This window comes from Pseudomonas sp. 22490 (assembly GCF_052044465.1).
GTDB classification, from domain to species: Bacteria; Pseudomonadota; Gammaproteobacteria; order Pseudomonadales; family Pseudomonadaceae; genus Pseudomonas; species Pseudomonas aeruginosa.
Window position 1 is genome coordinate 88971 of the sequence record NZ_JBQENS010000007.1, and the last position, 17421, is coordinate 106391.

Here is a 17421-nt window from a genome sequence, read left to right on the forward strand (position 1 = left end):
CCTTCACACGCGCTCGATGATGGTGGCGATGCCCATGCCGCCGCCTACGCAGAGGGTGGCCAGGCCGTAGCGCAGGTTGCGCCGCTCCAGTTCGTCGAGCAGCGTGCCGAGGATGATGCAGCCGGTGGCGCCGAGCGGGTGGCCCATGGCGATGGCGCCGCCGTTGACGTTGACCTTGCTTTCCGCCACGCCCATGTCCTTCATGAACTTCATCACCACCGAAGCGAACGCCTCGTTGACTTCGAACAGGTCGATGTCTTCCACCTTCAGGCCGGCCTTGGCCAGGGCCTTGCGGGTCGCCGGCGCGGGGCCGGTAAGCATGATGGTGGGGTCGGTGGAGGTCACCGCGGTAGCGACGATCCGCGCCCGCGCCTTCAGGCCCAGTTCGCGGCCCTTGGCCTCGGAGCCAATGAGCATGGCGCTGGCGCCGTCGACGATCCCCGAGCTGTTGCCCGGCGTATGCACGTGCTCGATGCGCTCGACCTGGCTGTACTTGCGCAGCGCGGTGGCGTCGAAGCCCATCTGCCCCATCATCTCGAAACTCGGTTTGAGCGCGGCGAGCCCTTCCAGGGTGGAGTCGGCGCGAATGAACTCATCGTGGTCGAGCAGGACGATGCCATTCTGGTCGGCGACCGGCACCAGCGACTTGCCGAACAGCCCTTCGGCGCGGGCCTTGGCGGCCTTCTGCTGGGAGCGCAGGGCGAAGGCATCGACATCGGCGCGACTGAAGCCTTCCAGGGTGGCGATCAGGTCGGCGCCGATCCCTTGCGGGACGAAGCTGGTGTGCAGGTTGGTTTCCGGATCCAGTGCCCAGGCGCCGCCGTCGGAGCCCATCGGCACGCGTGACATGGACTCGACGCCACCGACCAGGACCAGGTCCTCGAAGCCGGAGCGTACCTTCATCGCCCCCAGGTTCACCGCCTCCAGGCCGGAGGCGCAGAAACGGTTGATCTGCACGCCGGCAACCTGTTCGTCCCAGTCGGCCACCAGCGCCGCGGTCTTGGCGATATCGGCGCCCTGGTCGCCCACCGGCGTCACGCAGCCGAGCACGATATCGTCGACCTGGGCGGTATCCAGGTCGTTGCGCCGCTGGACCGCGCGCAACAGCCCGGCCATCAGGTTCACCGGCTTGACGCTGTGCAGCGCGCCATCCTTCTTGCCCTTGCCGCGGGGAGTACGCACGGCGTCGTAAATGAATGCGTCGGTCATGGCGGTCTCTCTTATCCTGTTCTCGTCCGGCCGAGCGGGCCTCCGCCTACCTTAAACAGGCTCGCCGGCGGGACAATGACCGAACCGCTCAGGCTGATTGACCACCCAGCTCAGCCTGCAACGCCGGGAAGATAGCACCGTGCCATCTTTCGACCGGAAACCCGGACACCGGACGAACGGTCGAGACGCACGCCAGAGCCGTCACCACGCTGTCATATAGAGGGAATATGACTAGACCGCAGCAGCTTGTATCCAAGTGGTCTAAGCCCGCGCAGGCCGGGGCTTAGACTGATTCATGCAAGCGTTCGAAAGGGAGGTCGACGCCGGGGATGCCGGGCCGACCGAAGAGTACGCCACTGCGTGGCAAGCCGTTCCGCCGGGCCGTAGCGCGGAGCAGGCAGCCACCCGACAACAAGAAAGGCAGACAGGCCATGTTGAACGAGCAGCCAAAAAGATGGCGGCAAGCGAGCCTCATCGTCTTCGCCACCACAGTCATCCTGATCCTTCCCAACCTTAACAGTCTGATCCGCTAGGGCACCTGCTGCCTGCACGCTGCGCACCGCCTCGCGGTCAGCGCAGCGCAGGCAGCCACCAGGTCAGCAGCAGCGGAATGAAGGCGAACGACAGCAGGGTCGAACACAGCACCAGGCTGGCGACCTGATCCGGCGAACGATTGCCGCGCAAGGCGTAGAGATAGTTGAACACCGCCACCGGCATCGACGACTGCACCACCAGCACCCCCTGCGCCAGCGGCGGCAATTGCAACGCCAGCGCCACCGACCAGCCCACCAGCGCCCCCAGCAGAAGACGCAGGCCGCCATAGAAGAAGCCATTGCCCAGTTGCCGCGGGCGGATGCTGGCCAGGGACACGCCGAGGGTGATCAGCATCAGCGGAATGGTCAGCCCGGCCATCAGGTCGACGGTATTCGCCATCCAGCGTGGCAGTTGCAGGTCGAGCCCCATCAACAACAAGGCCAGCAGCACGCTGAGCAGGATCGGATTGCCCAGCAGCGAGCGCCAGGAGCGCTCGCCGCTCATCCAGAACACGCCGAGGCTGAAGTTGCCGATCGACATGATCAGGTAGAACGCCACCGCCAGGGTCATCCCCGCCTCGCCGAACGCATACAGGCACACCGGCAGGCCCATGTTGCCGACATTCGGGAAGCTGTAGGCCGGCACCAGCACCTGCCACTCCTGGCGCCCGAGGCGCGCCGCCGCCCAGCCCAGCGCAGCCATGCAGACGCAGATCAGCGCGCTGGCCAGGGCCATCCGGCCGAAACTGTGCAGGTCCACCCGGGTATGCGCCAGGGTGGCGAGGATCAGGCATGGCGAACCGATGTTGAACACGATGCGCGAAACGAACTCGGTCGGATAGGCGTGTCCGAGACGGACCCAGACGTAACCGACACCGGCGCCGAACAGCACGGGCGCCATCACGGCGAACAACTCGGCGAGCACGGGAACCCCTTGGTTAGCCAGCTATGCAATGGCCCGCATGCTACCGCGAGGCCCCCGTTCCGTGCCAATCTCTCGCTCCATGCCATAACCGGCGGATGCACGAGGAACCCGCATGCCTGTCACTCTCCCGCGCCTGGCGTTGCTAGGTGCCCTGCTCTTCCCTGTGGCTGCCGCCTGGGCCGCCGAGCTCCGCCTGGAACTGCCGGGGGGCACGCAGACCTGGAGCAGCGAAGAACTGCTCAGGCATCCGCAGGCCCGCGACCTGGACATCCCGGCCGACGTCGCCTACCGCCGGAACATGCGCTACCGCGCCGTGCCACTGGCGGCGTTGTTGAAAGGCGTGCATCCCGAAGACCATTTGCAGGCCGTGGCCAGCGACGGCTTCGCCGCCGAGTTGCCGGCCGCCCCGCTGCTCGCCGAACAGGGCTCGCAAGCCTGGCTGGCGATAGAGGATCCGCAGCGCCCCTGGCCGCCGCTGGGCGCCGGCAAGCCGTCCGCCGGGCCGTTCTATCTGGTCTGGAGCAAACCCGAGGAAAAACGCATCGGTCCGGAGCAATGGCCCTTCCAGGTCGTCCGCATCCGCTACCAGTCCCCTCTGGCCGAACGCTTCCCGGCCCTGCTGCCGGCCGCCGACGCCAGCGCGGAGGTGCGCGCCGGCTTCGCCGTGTTCCAGAAGAACTGCCTGGCCTGCCACCGTCTCAACGGTGCCGGCGACGCCCAGTTCGGCCCGGACCTGAACCTGCCGTACAACCCCACCGAGTACTTCCAGCCGCAATTCCTCGCCCGCTACATCCGCGACCCGCAGGCGCTGCGGCAATGGCCACAGGCGAAAATGCCGGCGTTCCCGGAACGGGTGATCGACGACCAGGAGTTGCGCCAGCTGATCGGCTACCTGCGCCACATGGCCGGCCGCAAAGCGGGCGCGGCCGGCTGAAGCGGCGTCAGATGTTGTACGCCGAGGGCGGCGACGGCAGGCGCTCCAGCAAGTCGTGCAGGCCGGCGCTCCACTGGCGGCGGATGGCGCTGAAATAGGCGTCGTCCTCGGTGACCCGGTAGCCCTCCGGCAGGATCAGGCTGTCGCGGTGGTAGACCAGCAGGTCCAGCGGCATGCCCACCGAGAGGTTGCTGCGGATGGTCGAGTCGAACGACACCAGCGCGCAGCGCAGGGCCTGCTCCAGCGGCGTGTCGAAAGTCAGGTTGCGGTCGAGGATCGGCTTGCCGTACTTGCTTTCGCCCAGTTGCAGGAAAGGCGTGTCCGGCGTGGCCTGGATGAAGTTGCCCTGGGGGTAGATGCTGTACAGCGCCGGCGGTCCGCCGGCGATCTGCCCGCCGACCAGGAAGGAACAGCTCAGGTCGGTATTGCCGGCCAGATTGCCGCCGTCGCGGGCCATCACCTCGCGGGTGGTCTCGGCGATCAGCGCCGTGGCGTCGTAGACCGAGGGCACGTTGAGCAGGCTGGCGCCGTCCCGGCGGATGCGCTGCTGCAGCAGGTTGATCACCGATTGCGAGGTCGCCAGGTTGCCGGCCGTCTGCACCACCAGCAGGCGCTCGCCGGGCGTGCCGAAGGTGAACAGCTTGCGGAAGGTGGCGATATGGTCGATCCCGGCGTTGGTCCGCGAATCGGAGGCGAACACCAAGCCGTCGGCCAGGTGCATCGCGACACAGTAGGTCATCTCGAATCTTCCTTATTCCGTCCGTCCCCGCCCCTCAAGCGTAAAGGCAATCGCCGATAACGCCAGGCGCGCAATGGATCGTCACTGTTGCTGCACCTGCAGCAGCGGCGCGCTGACCAGCACCCTCGCATGCATCTGCTCGCAACCGCCGCCACGGCGCAAGCCGCGCACCGGGCAGGCATCCAGGTAGTCGAGGCCGACGGCCAGCTTGAGATGGCGCTCCGGACGGCCGAGCCGGTTGGTCACGTCGAAGCTGTACCAGCCGTCGCCGAGCCAGGCCTCGGCCCAGGCATGGCTGGCCAGGTGCGTATCGTCCTCGGTGTAGAGGTAGCCGGAGACGTAGCGCCCCGGCACGCCCTGGCTGCGGACGCAGGCGAGGAAGGCATGCGCATGGTCCTGGCAGACCCCGGCGCGTGCGCCGAAAGCCTCGATGGCGGTGCTGTCGACGCGGGTCGCCCCCGGCTGGTAGAGGATATGCTCGTGCAGCGCATGCATCAGGTCGAGCAGGCCGCCGCGGTCCTTGCGGCCGCCCATGGCGCGTTCGGCGAAGGCGCGCATCTCGGCATCGGCGCCGGTCAGGCGGGTGCTGCGCAGGAACGGCAACGGCGACTGGCGATCGTGCTCCACCTCGCGCTCCTCGTCGATCTCGACCAGGCCGTGGGCGGCGATCAGGACCGACTCATGCGGTTCGTCCAGGGTCAGGACGTGCAGGATGTTGCCGTACGGATCGCGCAGCGGCCGCGCCGGGCGCGGCAGGTCCAGGCGCCAATCGACCACGTGCTGGCGCTCGCTGTCCTGCGGGGTCAGGCGCAGGTACTGGATGCTGGCGCGCACCCGGTCTTCGTAGCGATAGGTGGTGTCGTGGGTGATCGAGAGTCTCATGCGGCCTCCAGGTAGGAGCTGTGAATGGCGTTGGCCAACTGGCGAACCAGCAGGATGTAGTCGGTGATCCAGGTATGCAGGCCCTGTTCCAGCACCTCGTCGATGCCGGTGTAGCGCACCCGCGCCTCCAGCTCGGCGGCCAGGCGCTGCGCCGGCCGGCCGTTGACGCCGGGCAGGCCGGAAAGGATCTCGCTCAGTTCCTCGATGCAGGACAGCAGCGAACGTGGCACGTCCTCGCGCAACAGCAGCAATTCGGCGATGTTGCGCGCGTTGGGCGAGGCGCGGTACAGCTCGGTGTAGCCCTCGAAGGCGGATAGCGCCCGCAGCAGCGCGCTCCACTGGTAGTAGCCGCGCGCGGTGCCCTCGTCCGCCCCGGCGAGCGCCGCTTCGCCCTGGGTCTGGTAGCGCGCATCGAGCAGGCGCAAGGTATTGTCGGCGCGTTCGATGAAGGTTCCGAGACGGATGAAGCGGAACGCATCGTTGCGCATGCTGGTGGCGAAGGTCGCGCCGCGGAACAGGTGCGAGCGGTCCTTCACCCATTCGCAGAAACGACTGATGCCATAGCGCAGGATGCCCTCGGCGGCGATGCCGCGCATTTCCAGCCAGGTGGCGTTGATGTTCTCCCACATGTCCAGGGTGATCCGCCCGCGTACCGCATGGGCACTGGCGCGCGCTGCGGCCAGGCAGCTGTAGATGCTCGCCGGGTTGTCCGGGTCGAGGGCGAAGAAACTCAGCAGGCGCTCGGCGGCCAGTTCGCCGTGGCGCTCCAGGTAGGCGTCGAGGGTGCCGGTGATCAGCAGCGGCATGGCCAGTTCGTCCAGGCCGCCACCGTTGCGGTCCTGCGGCAACAGCGACAACGAGTAGCTGACGTCGAGCATGCGGGCGAGGTTCTCCGCGCGTTCCAGGTAGCGCGACATCCAGTACAGGTCGGAAGCGGTCCGGCTGAGCATGCTTATTCCTCCACCACCCAGGTGTCCTTGGTGCCGCCGCCCTGGGACGAGTTGACCACCAGCGAGCCTTCGCGCAACGCCACCCGGGTCAGCCCGCCAGGCACCAGGCGAACCCGATCCGGCGCCGACAGGACGAACGGCCGCAGGTCGATATGGCGTGGCGCGACGCCGCTCTCGACGAAGGTCGGACAGGTCGACAGGGACAGCGTCGGTTGCGCGATATAGGCCTCCGGGCGAGCCTTCAGGCGCTCGCGGAACAGCTCGATTTCCTCCCGGCTGGCCGCCGGTCCGACCAGCATGCCGTAGCCGCCGGAACCCTGGGTCTCCTTCACCACCAGCTCCGGCAGGTGCGCCAGGACGTGCGCCAGTTCCTTCGGCTTGCGACATTGCCAGGTCGGCACGTTGTGCAGCAGCGGGTCTTCGCCGAGGTAGAAGCGGATCATGTCCGGCACGTAGGGATAGATCGACTTGTCGTCGGCCACCCCGGTACCGATCGCGTTGGCCAGCACCAGGTTGCCGGCCCGGTAGGCGGCCAGCAGGCCGGGCACGCCGAGCAGCGAATCCGGGTTGAACGCCAGCGGGTCGAGGAAGGCGTCGTCGATCCTTCGGTAGATCACGTCCACCGGTTGCGGTCCGGCCGTCGTGCGCATGTAGACCCGCTCGTCGCGGACGAACAGATCGGCGCCTTCGACCAGTTCCACGCCCATCTCGCGGGCGAGGAAGGCGTGTTCGAAGTAGGCGCTGTTGAAACGTCCCGGCGTCAATACCACCACGCTCGGCGATTCGACGTCACTGGCCCGCTTTAGGGTGTCGAGCAGCAGGTCCGGGTAGTGGTCGATCGGCGCCACGCGCTGGCGGACGAACAGCTCGGGGAACAGGCGCATCATCATCTTGCGATTTTCCAGCATGTAGGAAACACCGCTGGGCGTGCGCAGGTTGTCCTCCAGCACGTAGTAGTTGCCGCTGCCGTCGCGGACCAGGTCGACCCCGGCAATGTGCGCGTAGACGTTGCCCGGCAGGTCCAGTCCCTGCATCGCCAGTTGGTACTGGTCGTTGGCCAGGACCTGCTCGGCAGGAATCACCCCGGCCTTGAGGATGCGCTGTTCGTGGTAGAGGTCGGCGAGGAACAGGTTCAGCGCCTGGACGCGCTGGATGCAGCCGGCCTCGATGTGCGCCCACTCCGCCGCGGGAATGCTGCGCGGGATGGTGTCGAAGGGGATCAGGCGCTCGGTGCCCTGCTCGTCGCCGTACAGGGTGAAGGTGATGCCGGCGCGGTGGAACAGCAGGTCGGCTTCACGCCGGCGTTGCAGCAGTTGCTCTTCAGGGGTGTCGGCCAGCCAGCGAGCGAATTCCCGATAATGCGAGCGGCATTCGCCGCCAGCATCGTGCATCTCGTCGTAAAACATGCGTGCCATGCCGGACTCCTTGTCGTCACGAACGATGGGGAACTCGCAAAGCCCGTGCCAGCGCGCGGATCACGGCTCGTCGGCGATTCGCAGGGTCGGCGCGGCGGGTTCGCCCCAGTCTGGTGCATCCTGCCCACAAGGAGAGGAAGGGCGCCCCGTTCGACGGCATGCGCGCCCCGCGGCCACGGACCGGCATCGACCTGCCGATCGCGAAGCGACCTGTGGGACCGATAAGTCTAGAACAGACCCGGAAGGGAGACGGCTTATCCCCTCCCTTCCATGCAGACAGCCGTCTCGCTCGAACGAGCGATAAAGCGGACCGGCGGTAGTGCCAGGGGGGCGCCCGCGGCCGGGAAGGTCAATCGATCAGCGACAGCCAATGACGGTAGAAACCCTCGGCCACCCGATTCAGCCCGGCAATCCTGGCAGGCAACCCGGCCAGCATGTCCTCGGCGGATTGCTGGCTGGGCTGGGAGGGATCGAGCAGGTGCGGCCAGCCGGCGATCCAGCGCCGCACCAGTTCCTCGGTCATTTCCGGATGGCCTTGCAGGCCGAGTACGTGACCACCCCAGGAAAACCCCTGGTTCTCGCACCACGGGCTGGACAGCAGGCGCTCGGCGCCCTGCGGCAGGTCGAAGGCATCGCCATGCCACTGGAAGATCGAGAAGCGCTCCGGCAGCCCGGCCAGCCATGGACTGTCGCGGCTTTCCCGCTGCATGGGCTGCCAGCCCATTTCGGTGTAGGGCTGTTGCCGCACCGTCGCGCCCAGGGCGCGGGCCAGCAACTGGCCGCCGAGGCAATGGCCGATCAGCGGGATGCGCCGCTCGATGAAGCGACGCAGCAGCGCCAGTTCGTCGCGCAACCAGGGCAGGTCGTCGTTGACGCTCATCGGCCCACCCATGATCGCCACCGCTCGCGGGCGTTCGGCGTCGAGACCGGCGAGTTCGCCGAGGTCGGCGCGGATCACGCGGAAGTCCAGGCCGCGCGCCGCCAGCACGGCACCCAGATGGCCTGGCGGACAGAACTCGGCATGGGTCAGGATCAGAATATCGCTCATGGCTTACCTCCTTCCCCAGTCTGAAGGAAAGCCTTCGAGGAAGGAAAGCCCGACGCAGGAGCCCCGGCCCGGGATCGCGGCCGGGGTCCCGCCGCCGTCACGGACGCAGCGAAGTGACCTCCTGGGTCACGCCCCACCCGTCCAGCACGCCGCCCAGCGGCACCACGACTTCCTCCAGGTCGTGTTCGAAGGCACCGATGGCGGCATGGGTGGCATACATCACCTTGCTGACCTGCAGGTTCCAGGAGCCATCGTCGCGAGCGACGACCTGGGCCCTGAGGGATTCGCCGCGAAACTGGCCCGCTGCCTGGCGGGCCTCCCGCTCACTGGGAAAGATGGCGAAGAAGTCGATGGGATGGATGCGCGCGAAGTCGAAGCCGCCTTCTTTCATGCGACGCAGGACATTCACGCTGACATCATCCGAGAAGGGCTTTTCCATGAGACGCACCTCCTGTCGAGACATTCAGAAAGTTCACCGATTCCCCATTCAGCTGAAGCCATCGTCGGCGATCATGAGAGTTTTTTGATCAAGCCAGAGGAAGATCGGACGACCATGGCTTCTTTCAGGGTAGCGTCAACCTGCCAGCGCTGCCGAGCTTTCCGCCGCCTGCCCCGGCGGGCGGCGACCGGCGGCAGACAAAGCGCTGTACAAAAGGCCCGGCCGTTGAGCAAGATTCCGCCTGCGCCGGCGACCGTTGGTCCTGCCCGATGGCATTGGCGAAAGCGACTCGTGCAATAATATCAGGTTGATATCAACCACTTCTCTCCCGCTATCCCGTTCGGACGCTTTCATGCTTATCAGCAGCTACAACCAGGTTCTTGTCGCCTTTTCCCTGATTGTGGCCATCCTGGCGTCCTACACCGCTCTCGACATGGCCGGCCGGGTGACCCTGGCGAAAGGCCGCGAGGCGCTCTCCTGGCTGATCGGCGGCGCTTTCGCCATGGGCTTCGGCATCTGGTCGATGCATTTCGTCGGAATGCTCGCCTTCAGCCTGCCGATCCCGCTCGGCTACGACCTGGGCCTGACCCTGCTGTCGCTGCTGCTGGCCGTCGGCAGTTCGGCCTTCGCCCTCTGGCTGGTGTGCCAGGCGGAACTCCCCTGGCAACGCCTGGCGCTGGGCGCCCTGCTGATGGGCAGCGGCATCGCCGCCATGCACTACACCGGGATGGCCGCCCTGCTGATGATGCCGGGGATCGTCTACGACCCGCTGTGGCTCGGCCTCTCCATCCTGATCGCGGTGATCGCCTCCGGCGCCGCGCTGTGGATCGCCTTCCGCCTGCGCCATGGCAGCCGGCGCATCGTCCTGGTCCGCGCCGGCGCCGCCCTGGTGATGGGCTGCGCCATCGTCGGCATGCACTACACCGGGATGGCCGCCGCGCAGTTCCCCCTGGGCAGCTTCTGCGGCGCCGCCGGCCGAGGCATCGACAACGGCTGGCTGGCGGTGCTGGTCATCGTGATCACCCTGGCGGTGATCGCCATCGCCCTGATCGTCTCGGTGCTGGACTCGCGCCTGGAGGCACGTACCTCGGTGCTCGCCACCTCCCTCGCACGAGCCAACCGCGAGCTGATCCAGTTGGCCCTGCACGACAACCTGACCAAGCTGCCCAACCGCATGCTCCTCGACGACCGCCTGGAGCAGGCGATCCAGCAGGCGATCCGCGACGATCGCCGGTTCGCCGTGCTGTTCATGGACCTGGACGGCTTCAAGGCGGTCAACGATGCCTACGGCCATCACCTCGGCGACCTGTTGCTGATCGAAGTCGCCGAGCGTATCCGCGCCAACGTCCGCGCCCAGGACACCATCGCCCGCCTCGGCGGCGACGAGTTCGTCCTGCTGATCGAGGCCCGAGAGCCCGCCGACGCCGCGACCCTGGCCGAGAAGCTGGTGAAGCGGATCAGCCAGCCGTACCAGATATCCCGCCACGAGGTGCGGATCTCGGCGAGCATCGGCATCGCGCTCTACCCCGGCGACGGGCAGACCCGCCACGAGCTGATGATCAATGCCGACGCGGCGATGTATCACGCCAAGGACCAGGGACGGAACGGCTACTGCTTCTTCGAGAGTTCGATGAACGCCAACGCCCAGGAACAGTTGCAACTACTGCATGACCTGCGCCAGGCCCTGGAGCGCCGGCAACTGGTCTTGCACTACCAGCCCAAGGTACTGGCGCCGAACGGACCGATGATCGGCGTGGAAGCGCTGCTGCGCTGGGAGCATCCGCAACACGGGCTGATCACCCCCGGCCAGTTCCTGCCGCTGGCGGAAAAGACCGGCCTGATCGTGCAGATAGGCGAGTGGGTGCTCGACGAAGCCTGTCGGCAGATGCGCCTCTGGCTGGACGGCGGACATGCGGACTGGAACATCGCGGTGAACCTTTCGGCCCTGCAGTTCGCCCATGCCGGCCTGGTCGACTCGGTACGCAACGCACTCCTGCGCCACAGCCTGGAGCCCAGCCACCTGATCCTCGAGGTGACCGAATCGACCGCCATGCGCGATGCCGATGCCAGCCTGGTGATCCTCGAGCAGTTGTCGGCGATGGGCGTCGGCATCTCCATCGACGACTTCGGCACCGGCTACTCCAGCCTGCTGTATCTCAAACGCCTGCCGGCGAGCGAACTGAAGATCGACCGTGGCTTCATCAACGAGCTGGCCCACGACAGCGACGACGCCGCGATCGTCTCGGCGATCGTCGCCCTCGGCCGCACGCTGAACCTGAAGATCGTCGCCGAGGGCGTGGAAACCGAGGCCCAGCAGGAGTTCCTGACCCGCCTCGGCTGCAATTCGCTGCAAGGCTTCCTGCTCGGCAGGCCGATGCCGGCCGAGCAGTTGCTCGCCAGCGTCGCCTGAGCGCCGCCAGCGGCGCGCCACGGGACCTGTCAGAACCGGCAGATTCGCCCATCGCCGTCTCGTTGACTTCCGCCCGCGCTGCGAACACCTTATGTCGCGCCCGCCGGGCGGCATGCCGCGACATGTCACGCCGCCACGACGAGCGTCTATCCAATAACGAGAAAACATGCATGAACAGGCTGTGTGTACTGGGGCTTCTCATCGGGCTGAGCGGGAGCCCGGCACTGGCGGCTGGCCAGGGCGAATCCGGCAATCCGCCGGCCACCGACAAGGAGCGTTTCATCGCCAGCCTGATGGCTCGCATGAGCAACGCGGAAAAGATCGGCCAGCTACGCCTGGTCAGCGTCGGCGCCGACCATCCCAAGGAAGCGCTGATGGCGGATATCCGCGCCGGCAAGGTCGGCGCCATATTCAATACCGTGACCCGCCCGGACATTCGCGCCATGCAGGACCAGGTCCGCCATAGCCGCCTGAAGATCCCGCTGTTCCATGCCTACGACGTGGCCCACGGGCACCGCACCATCTTTCCCATCAGCCTCGGCCTGGCCGCCAGCTGGGACCCCGAGGTGGTCGCCCGCAGCGCGCGGATCTCCGCCCTCGAAGCCAGCGCCGACGGGCTCGACATGAGCTTCTCGCCTATGGTCGACATCACCCGCGACGCGCGCTGGGGGCGGGTCTCGGAAGGCTTCGGCGAAGACACCTACCTGACCTCGCTGCTGTCCGGCGTGATGGTCCGTGCCTACCAGGGCTCCAACCTGGCCGCCCCGGACAGCATCATGGCGGCGGTCAAGCACTTCGCCCTGTACGGCGCGGCCGAAGGCGGCCGCGACTACAACACCGTGGACATGAGCCTGCCGCGCATGTTCCAGGACTACCTGCCGCCCTACAAGGCCGCGGTGGACGCCGGCGCCGGCGCGGTGATGGTCTCGCTGAACACCATCAACGGCGTGCCCGCCACCGCCAACCGCTGGCTGCTGACCGACCTGTTGCGCCAGCAGTGGGGCTTCAAGGGGCTGACCATCAGTGACCACGGCGCGGTGAAGGAACTGATCAAGCACGGCCTCGCCGGCAACGAGCGGGACGCCACGCGCCTGGCGATCCAGGCCGGTGTCGACATGAACATGAACGACGATCTCTACTCGACCTGGCTACCGAAGCTGCTGGCGGCCGGCGAGATCGACCAGGCCGACATCGATCGCGCCTGCCGCGACGTGCTGGCGGCGAAGTACGACCTCGGCCTGTTCGCCGATCCCTACCGGCGCCTGGGCAAGCCGGACGACCCGCCGTTCGACACCAACGCCGAGAGCCGCCTGCACCGCCAGGCCGCCCGCGAGGTGGCTCGCGAAGGACTGGTCCTGCTGAAGAACCGCGACGGTCTGCTGCCGCTGAAGAAACAGGGGCGGATCGCCGTGATCGGCCCCCTGGCCAAGAGCCAGCGCGACGTCATCGGCAGTTGGTCGGCAGCCGGCGTGCCACGCCAGGCGGTAACCGTCTACCAGGGCCTGGCCAATGCCGTCGGCGAGCGTGCCACCCTGCTCTACGCCAAGGGTGCCAACGTCAGTGGCGACCAGGCGATCCTCGACTACCTGAACAGCTACAACCCGGAAGTCGAGGTCGATCCGCGCTCCGCCGAGGCGATGCTCGAGGAGGCCTTGCGCACCGCGCGCGACGCCGACCTGGTGGTCGCCGTGGTCGGCGAATCGCAGGGCATGGCCCACGAGGCCTCCAGTCGCACCGACCTGCGCATCCCGGCCAGCCAGCGGCGGCTGCTGAAGGCACTGAAGGCCACCGGCAAGCCGCTGGTGCTGGTGCTGATGAACGGCCGACCGCTGTCGCTGGGCTGGGAGCAGGAAAACGCCGACGCGATCCTGGAAACCTGGTTCAGTGGCACCGAAGGCGGCAACGCCATCGCCGACGTGCTGTTCGGCGAGCACAACCCCAGCGGCAAGCTGACCATGTCCTTCCCGCGCTCGGTGGGCCAGGTTCCGGTCTACTACAACCACCTGAACACCGGCCGGCCGATGGACCACGACAACCCCGGCAAATACACCTCGCGCTATTTCGACGAAGCCAACGGCCCGCTCTACCCGTTCGGCTACGGCCTCAGCTACACCGAGTTCAGTCTCTCGCCCCTGCGCCTGTCCAGCGAACGGCTGGCCCGCGGCGCTACCCTGGAAGCGCGGGTCACGCTCAGCAACAGCGGCAAGCGCGCCGGCGCCACGGTGGTCCAGCTTTATCTGCAGGACCCGGTCGCCAGCCTCAGCCGTCCGGTGAAGGAACTGCGCGGGTTCCGCAAGGTGATGCTGGAGCCCGGCGAATCGCGGGAGATCGTCTTCCGCCTCGGCGAGGCAGACCTGAAGTTCTACGACAGCCAGCTCAGGCACACGGCCGAGCCGGGCGAGTTCAAGGTCTTCGTCGGCCTGGATTCGGCGCAAACCGAAAGCCGCAGCTTCACCCTGCTCTGAAGGCGCCGACCGCACCGCCAGCGTCGCCGCCGCGGGCGAACGGCAGCGTCTCAGCCCTCGGCCCGGAGCCAACGCCCGGGCCGGGGGCGGCGCCTGGTTCCCTCAACCGGCGTCCCCTTCCTCCTCGCCGCTCCGCGCCACGCTCTCCGTCAATGCGGCCTGCAACGCCGCCAACTGGCTGTCGAGCGAAGCGTCGATGATCCCGATCTCGGTTTCCAGGATGCAACCGCCCTGGTCCAACCGGGCATCGCCGACCACTTCCAGGTAGCCCACCTCGGGGAAATCCTTGAGCACCCGGGCGACCTGCTCGCGCACCGCGGCCAGTTGTTCCGGCTGGACGTGCAGGATCACCTGCTTCTGGTTGCTCACCAATGCCAGTGCCTCGCGCGTGGCCGCCAGGGTCAGCTCGACAGCGTCGTAGTGGCGCAACACCTTGCGCACCGCCTGCAGCACCACCTCGCCAAGCTGGCGATCGACCTGCCGGTAGTAGCGATTGCAGCGCAGTAGCGTTTCCTGGATCAGCCCGGCCTGGCGCAGACGCGCCTCCTCCAGTCCGGCCTCCCAGCCCAGGCGCTTCTGCTCCTGGTAAACCTCGTGGGCCTCGCGCTCGATTTCGGCGGCACGCTCGCGGGCCGCTTCCACCAGGCGGTTGGCGCTGAGGTAGTCCTGGTAGTCGCGGGCGCGCAACAGGGCCTGCCCGGGGGCCAGCCGTACGCGACTGGCGTCTAGTTCAACAAATGGAAGCATTCATCGCTCGCTTGTCGGGCGACCTTCAGGCACAGGGTCCGCGCCAGGGATCGCCGTTGTTCGTCGAAGGTCCAGTCCGCCGGGGCCGGCATGGCCTCCAGGCGCAGGCGCAGGCGCCGCGAGAAACCGCAGTCGGCATCGCTACAGGCGGCCAGCCAGAAAGCCAGGCCGCAGCGCCGGAAATAGCCTTCTTCCGGGTTTTCCGGCAAGGCCCGCTGCCAGCCGGGCGGCCAGCGACCGATGAGCAGGTCGAGCTGCTCCAGGCAGAAACGCTGGCCCTGTTCGCCGATCTGCGCGCGGATGCGCCGTACCCGCGCACCGTCCAGCACCTGCCGCAAGGCCTGGCCGTGCAACAGCGCGCCGAGCCAGCCCAGGGTCCGTTCCAGCGCCGCCTGCGGGTAAAGGGCCAGCCCGCCCAGTTGCGCGGGCATGCGGAACGCGCAGTCCAATTCCAGTTGCTCCAGCAGCCAGGCGTTGAGAACGCTCTGTCGCCGCCAGTCCGGCAGCGCCGGCAGCAACCGCAGCAATACCGCGGGTAGGTGCGACTCGTGGATGTAGCGGGCCGGGCAGAAGCGCAACTGGTAGGCCGTCAATGGCATCGCGCCGCTCAGCCCCGTTGCCGGTGCCAGAAGAACTGCGCCAGGTTGCTCGCCAGCAGCAACGCCAGCAGCAGGCCGAACAGGCCGAGCAGGCGTCCGCGCGAGTGCTCCGCCACCTGGATCGAGAAGACACTCTCGAAGCGTGGCGCCAGCGGGACCTGGCGGACCCCGGCCGACGGCACCAGCACCACGCTGATGCGGTCGTAGCTGAGTCCTTCGATGCCGTTGTTCACCAGTTGCTTGATCTGCGGCACGTAGGCATCCAGTTGCACGTCGGCGGCGTGCTTGATGAACACCGAGGCCGATGCCGGCGAGGACTTCCTGCCCAGTCCGTCGCGCTCCTCTGGCAGCACCACATGGACCCGAGCCACCAGCACGCCATCGATCTCGGAAAGGGTATGGGAAATCTCCTGGGCCTTGGCGTAGTTGAGCCGCGCGCGCTCTTCGATGGGCGAGGAAATCAGCCCGTCCTTGGGAAACACATCCTTCAGCGTGGAGAAGTTCTCCCGCGGATAGCCCTTGCGCTTGAGCACCTCCACCGCCTCGGCGATATCCGATTCCTCCACCAGCAGGCGCACGGTGCCATCCTTGTCCGCCTGCTTGTCCGCGGAAACGCCCTCCGAACGCAACAGCGCCAGCATCTCGTTACCTTCCTTCTGGCTGATCCCGGTATAGAGTTCGACCTTGCACCCGCCCAACGCCAGGACCAGTGCCAGGAGCGCCATGCACGACAGACCTTTCACCGTTCGCCTCATTGGGTCTTCATCAGGGTTTCGACGTTCTGGCTCATGCGCCCGACGGTCTTGGCGATCAGCTCTTCCTGCATGGTGATGCGAATCAGCGACCACTGCATCTGCATCAGGCTGTTGGGATCGTCGCCGGGCGTCGACAGCTCCACCTGCAACTCCTGCTTGGCCTGGCTGAAACGCTCCCTGATCTGCCCCAGTTCGCTGAGCAGGTCGCCGCCCAGGCTGCCGGCACCGCCCATCGCCCGTTCGAACTCGGCGACGTGGGCCGCGCCGGCCGGGCCGCCGGAGAGTTCTTCGAGACTGGTGATCTGCGCCTGGGCGCCCATCCGAGAGATATCCATCATGACTCCAGGTCGAGTTTGTGGCTGTTGCGCACGAGGTTGTCGAGCATGCCGTTGAGCGGGATCAGCACCTGCAATTCGCGACGCGCCAGTTGCGCCAGGTATTCGCCGCCCGGCGCATGCTCGACTGCACCGAGCAACTGGAGGAGAAAGGTTTGCTGCTGGCGCCCCAGCGGCAGTTCCGCACGGAGCATCGCCTTCAGCTCCAGGCGGTCCGCCTCCAACCCTTGCAGCGGCTGGGCAAAGCGCTGCAGCAGGCGCTCGCTGAGAGCGCCGTTCTCCAACCCGGCCAGGCGGCGTCCGGCCGCCGGCGGCTCGCCGCCGAGGGCCTGCTCGAAAGCCAGCACCTGATCGACAGCCGGCAGGTTCGCCGCCTTTGGACTGGCCGACGGATAGACGGCGAATCCCGGCGGCGTGTCGATGCGGCTCATGTCCGCACCTGGGCGCGCATGCCGGCGGCGAAGTCGGCCAGGGCAGGATCGCTGCTGCCGCCCAGCCCGGCCAGCCTGCGGTCCAGCGCGGCGCCCAGCCCCAGGTGCCACTCGCACAAGGCGAACCAGGGCTCCAGCGCCGGCCAGGGATTGCCATGGGCGAAGGCCAGGGCTTCCTGATAGCGCCCCTGGTTGGCCAGGCTGGAAATCCGGATCAGCCGCGCCGCTTCGTCCTGTCCGAGGCGCTCCAGCCACTCGGCGATGCACAGCGCCTCTTCGTGGCAGTGCTGCCCGCTGCCGGCCAGCGCCAGTTCCGCCAATTCGCGTATCAGTGAAGTGTCCATGTTCAGATCTTCTGCAGGATGCCTTGCATCAGGTCGCGCAGCGCACGGGTCACCGTCGAGTTGATGTTGTAGATGACCGACCACTTGTTGATCTTGTGTTGCAGCTCGGCCAGCAGCGCCGGGTTATCGGCATTGTCGGTCCCCTGCAAGGCCTTGATCGCGTCGTTGACGTCCTTGTTCGCTGCGTTGGCCTGCTCCTTCAGGGCATTGGCCACGGTATCGAGGGTATTCCCCGGGTTGGGGTTGAATATCTGCGCCATG

Annotated in this window: 18 protein-coding genes; 3 read left to right on the forward strand and 15 right to left on the reverse strand. The window is 67.1% G+C overall.

Going from position 1 to position 17421, the window contains the following annotated elements; all coding sequences use genetic code 11:
• Window positions 1-3: 3 nt before the first annotated feature.
• Both ACTJJX_RS10005 and ACTJJX_RS10010 read right to left on the reverse strand, forming a co-directional pair.
• Window positions 4-1209, reverse strand: a complete 1206-nt coding sequence (locus ACTJJX_RS10005) for an acetyl-CoA C-acetyltransferase (RefSeq protein WP_003087747.1) — start codon at window positions 1207-1209, stop codon at window positions 4-6.
• Between the two features lie 570 nt (window positions 1210-1779).
• Complete coding sequence (locus ACTJJX_RS10010; RefSeq protein WP_003087746.1) at window positions 1780-2667, reverse strand: AEC family transporter; 888 nt, start codon at window positions 2665-2667, stop codon at window positions 1780-1782.
• A gap of 112 nt (window positions 2668-2779) precedes the next feature.
• On the opposite strand from ACTJJX_RS10010, the gene ACTJJX_RS10015 reads away from it, so the two are divergent.
• Window positions 2780-3601, forward strand: a complete 822-nt coding sequence (locus tag ACTJJX_RS10015) for a cytochrome c (protein WP_003100707.1) — start codon at window positions 2780-2782, stop codon at window positions 3599-3601.
• Window positions 3602-3608: 7 nt separating this feature from the next.
• Here ACTJJX_RS10015 and ACTJJX_RS10020 read toward each other — a convergent pair whose 3' ends face one another.
• The 6 genes from ACTJJX_RS10020 to ACTJJX_RS10045 all read right to left on the reverse strand — a co-directional run bounded on the left by ACTJJX_RS10020 (window position 3609) and on the right by ACTJJX_RS10045 (window position 9074).
• Window positions 3609-4340: a peptidase gene (locus ACTJJX_RS10020; protein WP_003100716.1), complete on the reverse strand. Its 732-nt coding sequence runs from the start codon at window positions 4338-4340 to the stop codon at window positions 3609-3611.
• Between the two features lie 81 nt (window positions 4341-4421).
• On the reverse strand, window positions 4422-5222 hold the full coding sequence (locus tag ACTJJX_RS10025) for a transglutaminase family protein (RefSeq protein WP_003100717.1): 801 nt from the start codon (window positions 5220-5222) through the stop codon (window positions 4422-4424).
• Window positions 5219-6172 (reverse strand): alpha-E domain-containing protein, encoded by a 954-nt coding sequence (locus tag ACTJJX_RS10030; RefSeq protein WP_003087742.1) that lies wholly within the window; start codon window positions 6170-6172, stop codon window positions 5219-5221. The genes ACTJJX_RS10025 and ACTJJX_RS10030 overlap by 4 nt, the downstream gene beginning before the upstream one ends.
• 2 nt (window positions 6173-6174) lie before the next feature.
• Window positions 6175-7587 (reverse strand): circularly permuted type 2 ATP-grasp protein, encoded by a 1413-nt coding sequence (locus ACTJJX_RS10035; RefSeq protein WP_003087741.1) that lies wholly within the window; start codon window positions 7585-7587, stop codon window positions 6175-6177.
• A gap of 349 nt (window positions 7588-7936) precedes the next feature.
• Window positions 7937-8635, reverse strand: a complete 699-nt coding sequence (locus ACTJJX_RS10040; RefSeq protein WP_023082570.1) for a type 1 glutamine amidotransferase — start codon at window positions 8633-8635, stop codon at window positions 7937-7939.
• Window positions 8636-8732: 97 nt separating this feature from the next.
• Complete coding sequence (locus tag ACTJJX_RS10045) at window positions 8733-9074, reverse strand: ribonuclease E inhibitor RraB (RefSeq protein WP_003087738.1); 342 nt, start codon at window positions 9072-9074, stop codon at window positions 8733-8735.
• Between the two features lie 352 nt (window positions 9075-9426).
• Here ACTJJX_RS10045 and ACTJJX_RS10050 point away from each other — a divergent pair, with 352 nt between their 5' ends.
• Both ACTJJX_RS10050 and bglX read left to right on the forward strand, forming a co-directional pair.
• Window positions 9427-11484 carry a putative bifunctional diguanylate cyclase/phosphodiesterase gene (locus ACTJJX_RS10050; protein WP_003113558.1) on the forward strand — a complete coding sequence of 686 codons (2058 nt, stop codon included), beginning with the start codon at window positions 9427-9429 and terminating at the stop codon, window positions 11482-11484.
• Window positions 11485-11654: 170 nt separating this feature from the next.
• Window positions 11655-13949, forward strand: coding sequence for a beta-glucosidase BglX (gene bglX, locus ACTJJX_RS10055; protein ID WP_003113557.1), 2295 nt, complete (start codon window positions 11655-11657; stop codon window positions 13947-13949).
• A gap of 102 nt (window positions 13950-14051) precedes the next feature.
• Here the strand turns inward: bglX and pscL are convergent, their stop codons facing one another.
• Genes pscL through pscF form a run of 7 tightly spaced genes read right to left on the reverse strand, consistent with a single transcriptional unit; the run spans window position 14052 to window position 17420 of the window.
• On the reverse strand, window positions 14052-14696 hold the full coding sequence (gene pscL / locus ACTJJX_RS10060) for a SctL family type III secretion system stator protein PscL (protein WP_003120328.1): 645 nt from the start codon (window positions 14694-14696) through the stop codon (window positions 14052-14054).
• Window positions 14675-15295 carry a SctK family type III secretion system sorting platform protein PscK gene (gene pscK / locus ACTJJX_RS10065; RefSeq protein WP_003100720.1) on the reverse strand — a complete coding sequence of 207 codons (621 nt, stop codon included), beginning with the start codon at window positions 15293-15295 and terminating at the stop codon, window positions 14675-14677. Before pscK ends, pscL begins: the two co-directional genes overlap by 22 nt.
• Before the next feature lie 8 nt (window positions 15296-15303).
• Window positions 15304-16050 (reverse strand): SctJ family type III secretion inner membrane ring lipoprotein Psc, encoded by a 747-nt coding sequence (pscJ, locus tag ACTJJX_RS10070; RefSeq protein WP_016851758.1) that lies wholly within the window; start codon window positions 16048-16050, stop codon window positions 15304-15306.
• Window positions 16047-16385, reverse strand: a complete 339-nt coding sequence (gene pscI, locus ACTJJX_RS10075) for a SctI family type III secretion system inner rod subunit PscI (RefSeq protein ID WP_016851759.1) — start codon at window positions 16383-16385, stop codon at window positions 16047-16049. Before pscI ends, pscJ begins: the two co-directional genes overlap by 4 nt.
• The gene (gene pscH / locus ACTJJX_RS10080) at window positions 16385-16816 is read right to left on the reverse strand and encodes a YopR family T3SS polymerization control protein PscH (RefSeq protein WP_003122856.1); all 432 of its coding nucleotides are present in this window, start codon (window positions 16814-16816) and stop codon (window positions 16385-16387) included. The genes pscI and pscH overlap by 1 nt, the downstream gene beginning before the upstream one ends.
• Window positions 16813-17160, reverse strand: coding sequence for a YscG family type III secretion system chaperone PscG (gene pscG, locus ACTJJX_RS10085; protein WP_003100735.1), 348 nt, complete (start codon window positions 17158-17160; stop codon window positions 16813-16815). Before pscG ends, pscH begins: the two co-directional genes overlap by 4 nt.
• Before the next feature lie 2 nt (window positions 17161-17162).
• On the reverse strand, window positions 17163-17420 hold the full coding sequence (gene pscF, locus ACTJJX_RS10090) for a type III secretion system needle filament protein PscF (protein WP_003087729.1): 258 nt from the start codon (window positions 17418-17420) through the stop codon (window positions 17163-17165).
• Window position 17421 lies beyond the last annotated feature (1 nt).

Excerpts from the sequence above, each read along its gene's own strand:
- ACTJJX_RS10005 (WP_003087747.1), bottom strand. The coding sequence starts at position 1,209 with ATGACCGACGCATTCATTTACGACGCCGTGCGTACTCCCCGCGGCAAG.
- ACTJJX_RS10015 (WP_003100707.1), top strand. The coding sequence starts at position 2,780 with ATGCCTGTCACTCTCCCGCGCCTGGCGTTGCTAGGTGCCCTGCTCTTC.
- ACTJJX_RS10020 (WP_003100716.1), bottom strand. The coding sequence starts at position 4,340 with ATGACCTACTGTGTCGCGATGCACCTGGCCGACGGCTTGGTGTTCGCC.
- ACTJJX_RS10025 (WP_003100717.1), bottom strand. The coding sequence starts at position 5,222 with ATGAGACTCTCGATCACCCACGACACCACCTATCGCTACGAAGACCGG.
- ACTJJX_RS10030 (WP_003087742.1), bottom strand. The coding sequence starts at position 6,172 with ATGCTCAGCCGGACCGCTTCCGACCTGTACTGGATGTCGCGCTACCTG.
- ACTJJX_RS10035 (WP_003087741.1), bottom strand. The coding sequence starts at position 7,587 with ATGGCACGCATGTTTTACGACGAGATGCACGATGCTGGCGGCGAATGC.
- ACTJJX_RS10040 (WP_023082570.1), bottom strand. The coding sequence starts at position 8,635 with ATGAGCGATATTCTGATCCTGACCCATGCCGAGTTCTGTCCGCCAGGC.
- ACTJJX_RS10045 (WP_003087738.1), bottom strand. The coding sequence starts at position 9,074 with ATGGAAAAGCCCTTCTCGGATGATGTCAGCGTGAATGTCCTGCGTCGC.
- ACTJJX_RS10050 (WP_003113558.1), top strand. The coding sequence starts at position 9,427 with ATGCTTATCAGCAGCTACAACCAGGTTCTTGTCGCCTTTTCCCTGATT.
- bglX (WP_003113557.1), top strand. The coding sequence starts at position 11,655 with ATGAACAGGCTGTGTGTACTGGGGCTTCTCATCGGGCTGAGCGGGAGC.
- pscL (WP_003120328.1), bottom strand. The coding sequence starts at position 14,696 with ATGCTTCCATTTGTTGAACTAGACGCCAGTCGCGTACGGCTGGCCCCC.
- pscK (WP_003100720.1), bottom strand. The coding sequence starts at position 15,295 with ATGCCATTGACGGCCTACCAGTTGCGCTTCTGCCCGGCCCGCTACATC.
- pscJ (WP_016851758.1), bottom strand. The coding sequence starts at position 16,050 with ATGAGGCGAACGGTGAAAGGTCTGTCGTGCATGGCGCTCCTGGCACTG.
- pscI (WP_016851759.1), bottom strand. The coding sequence starts at position 16,385 with ATGGATATCTCTCGGATGGGCGCCCAGGCGCAGATCACCAGTCTCGAA.
- pscH (WP_003122856.1), bottom strand. The coding sequence starts at position 16,816 with ATGAGCCGCATCGACACGCCGCCGGGATTCGCCGTCTATCCGTCGGCC.
- pscG (WP_003100735.1), bottom strand. The coding sequence starts at position 17,160 with ATGGACACTTCACTGATACGCGAATTGGCGGAACTGGCGCTGGCCGGC.
- pscF (WP_003087729.1), bottom strand. The coding sequence starts at position 17,420 with ATGGCGCAGATATTCAACCCCAACCCGGGGAATACCCTCGATACCGTG.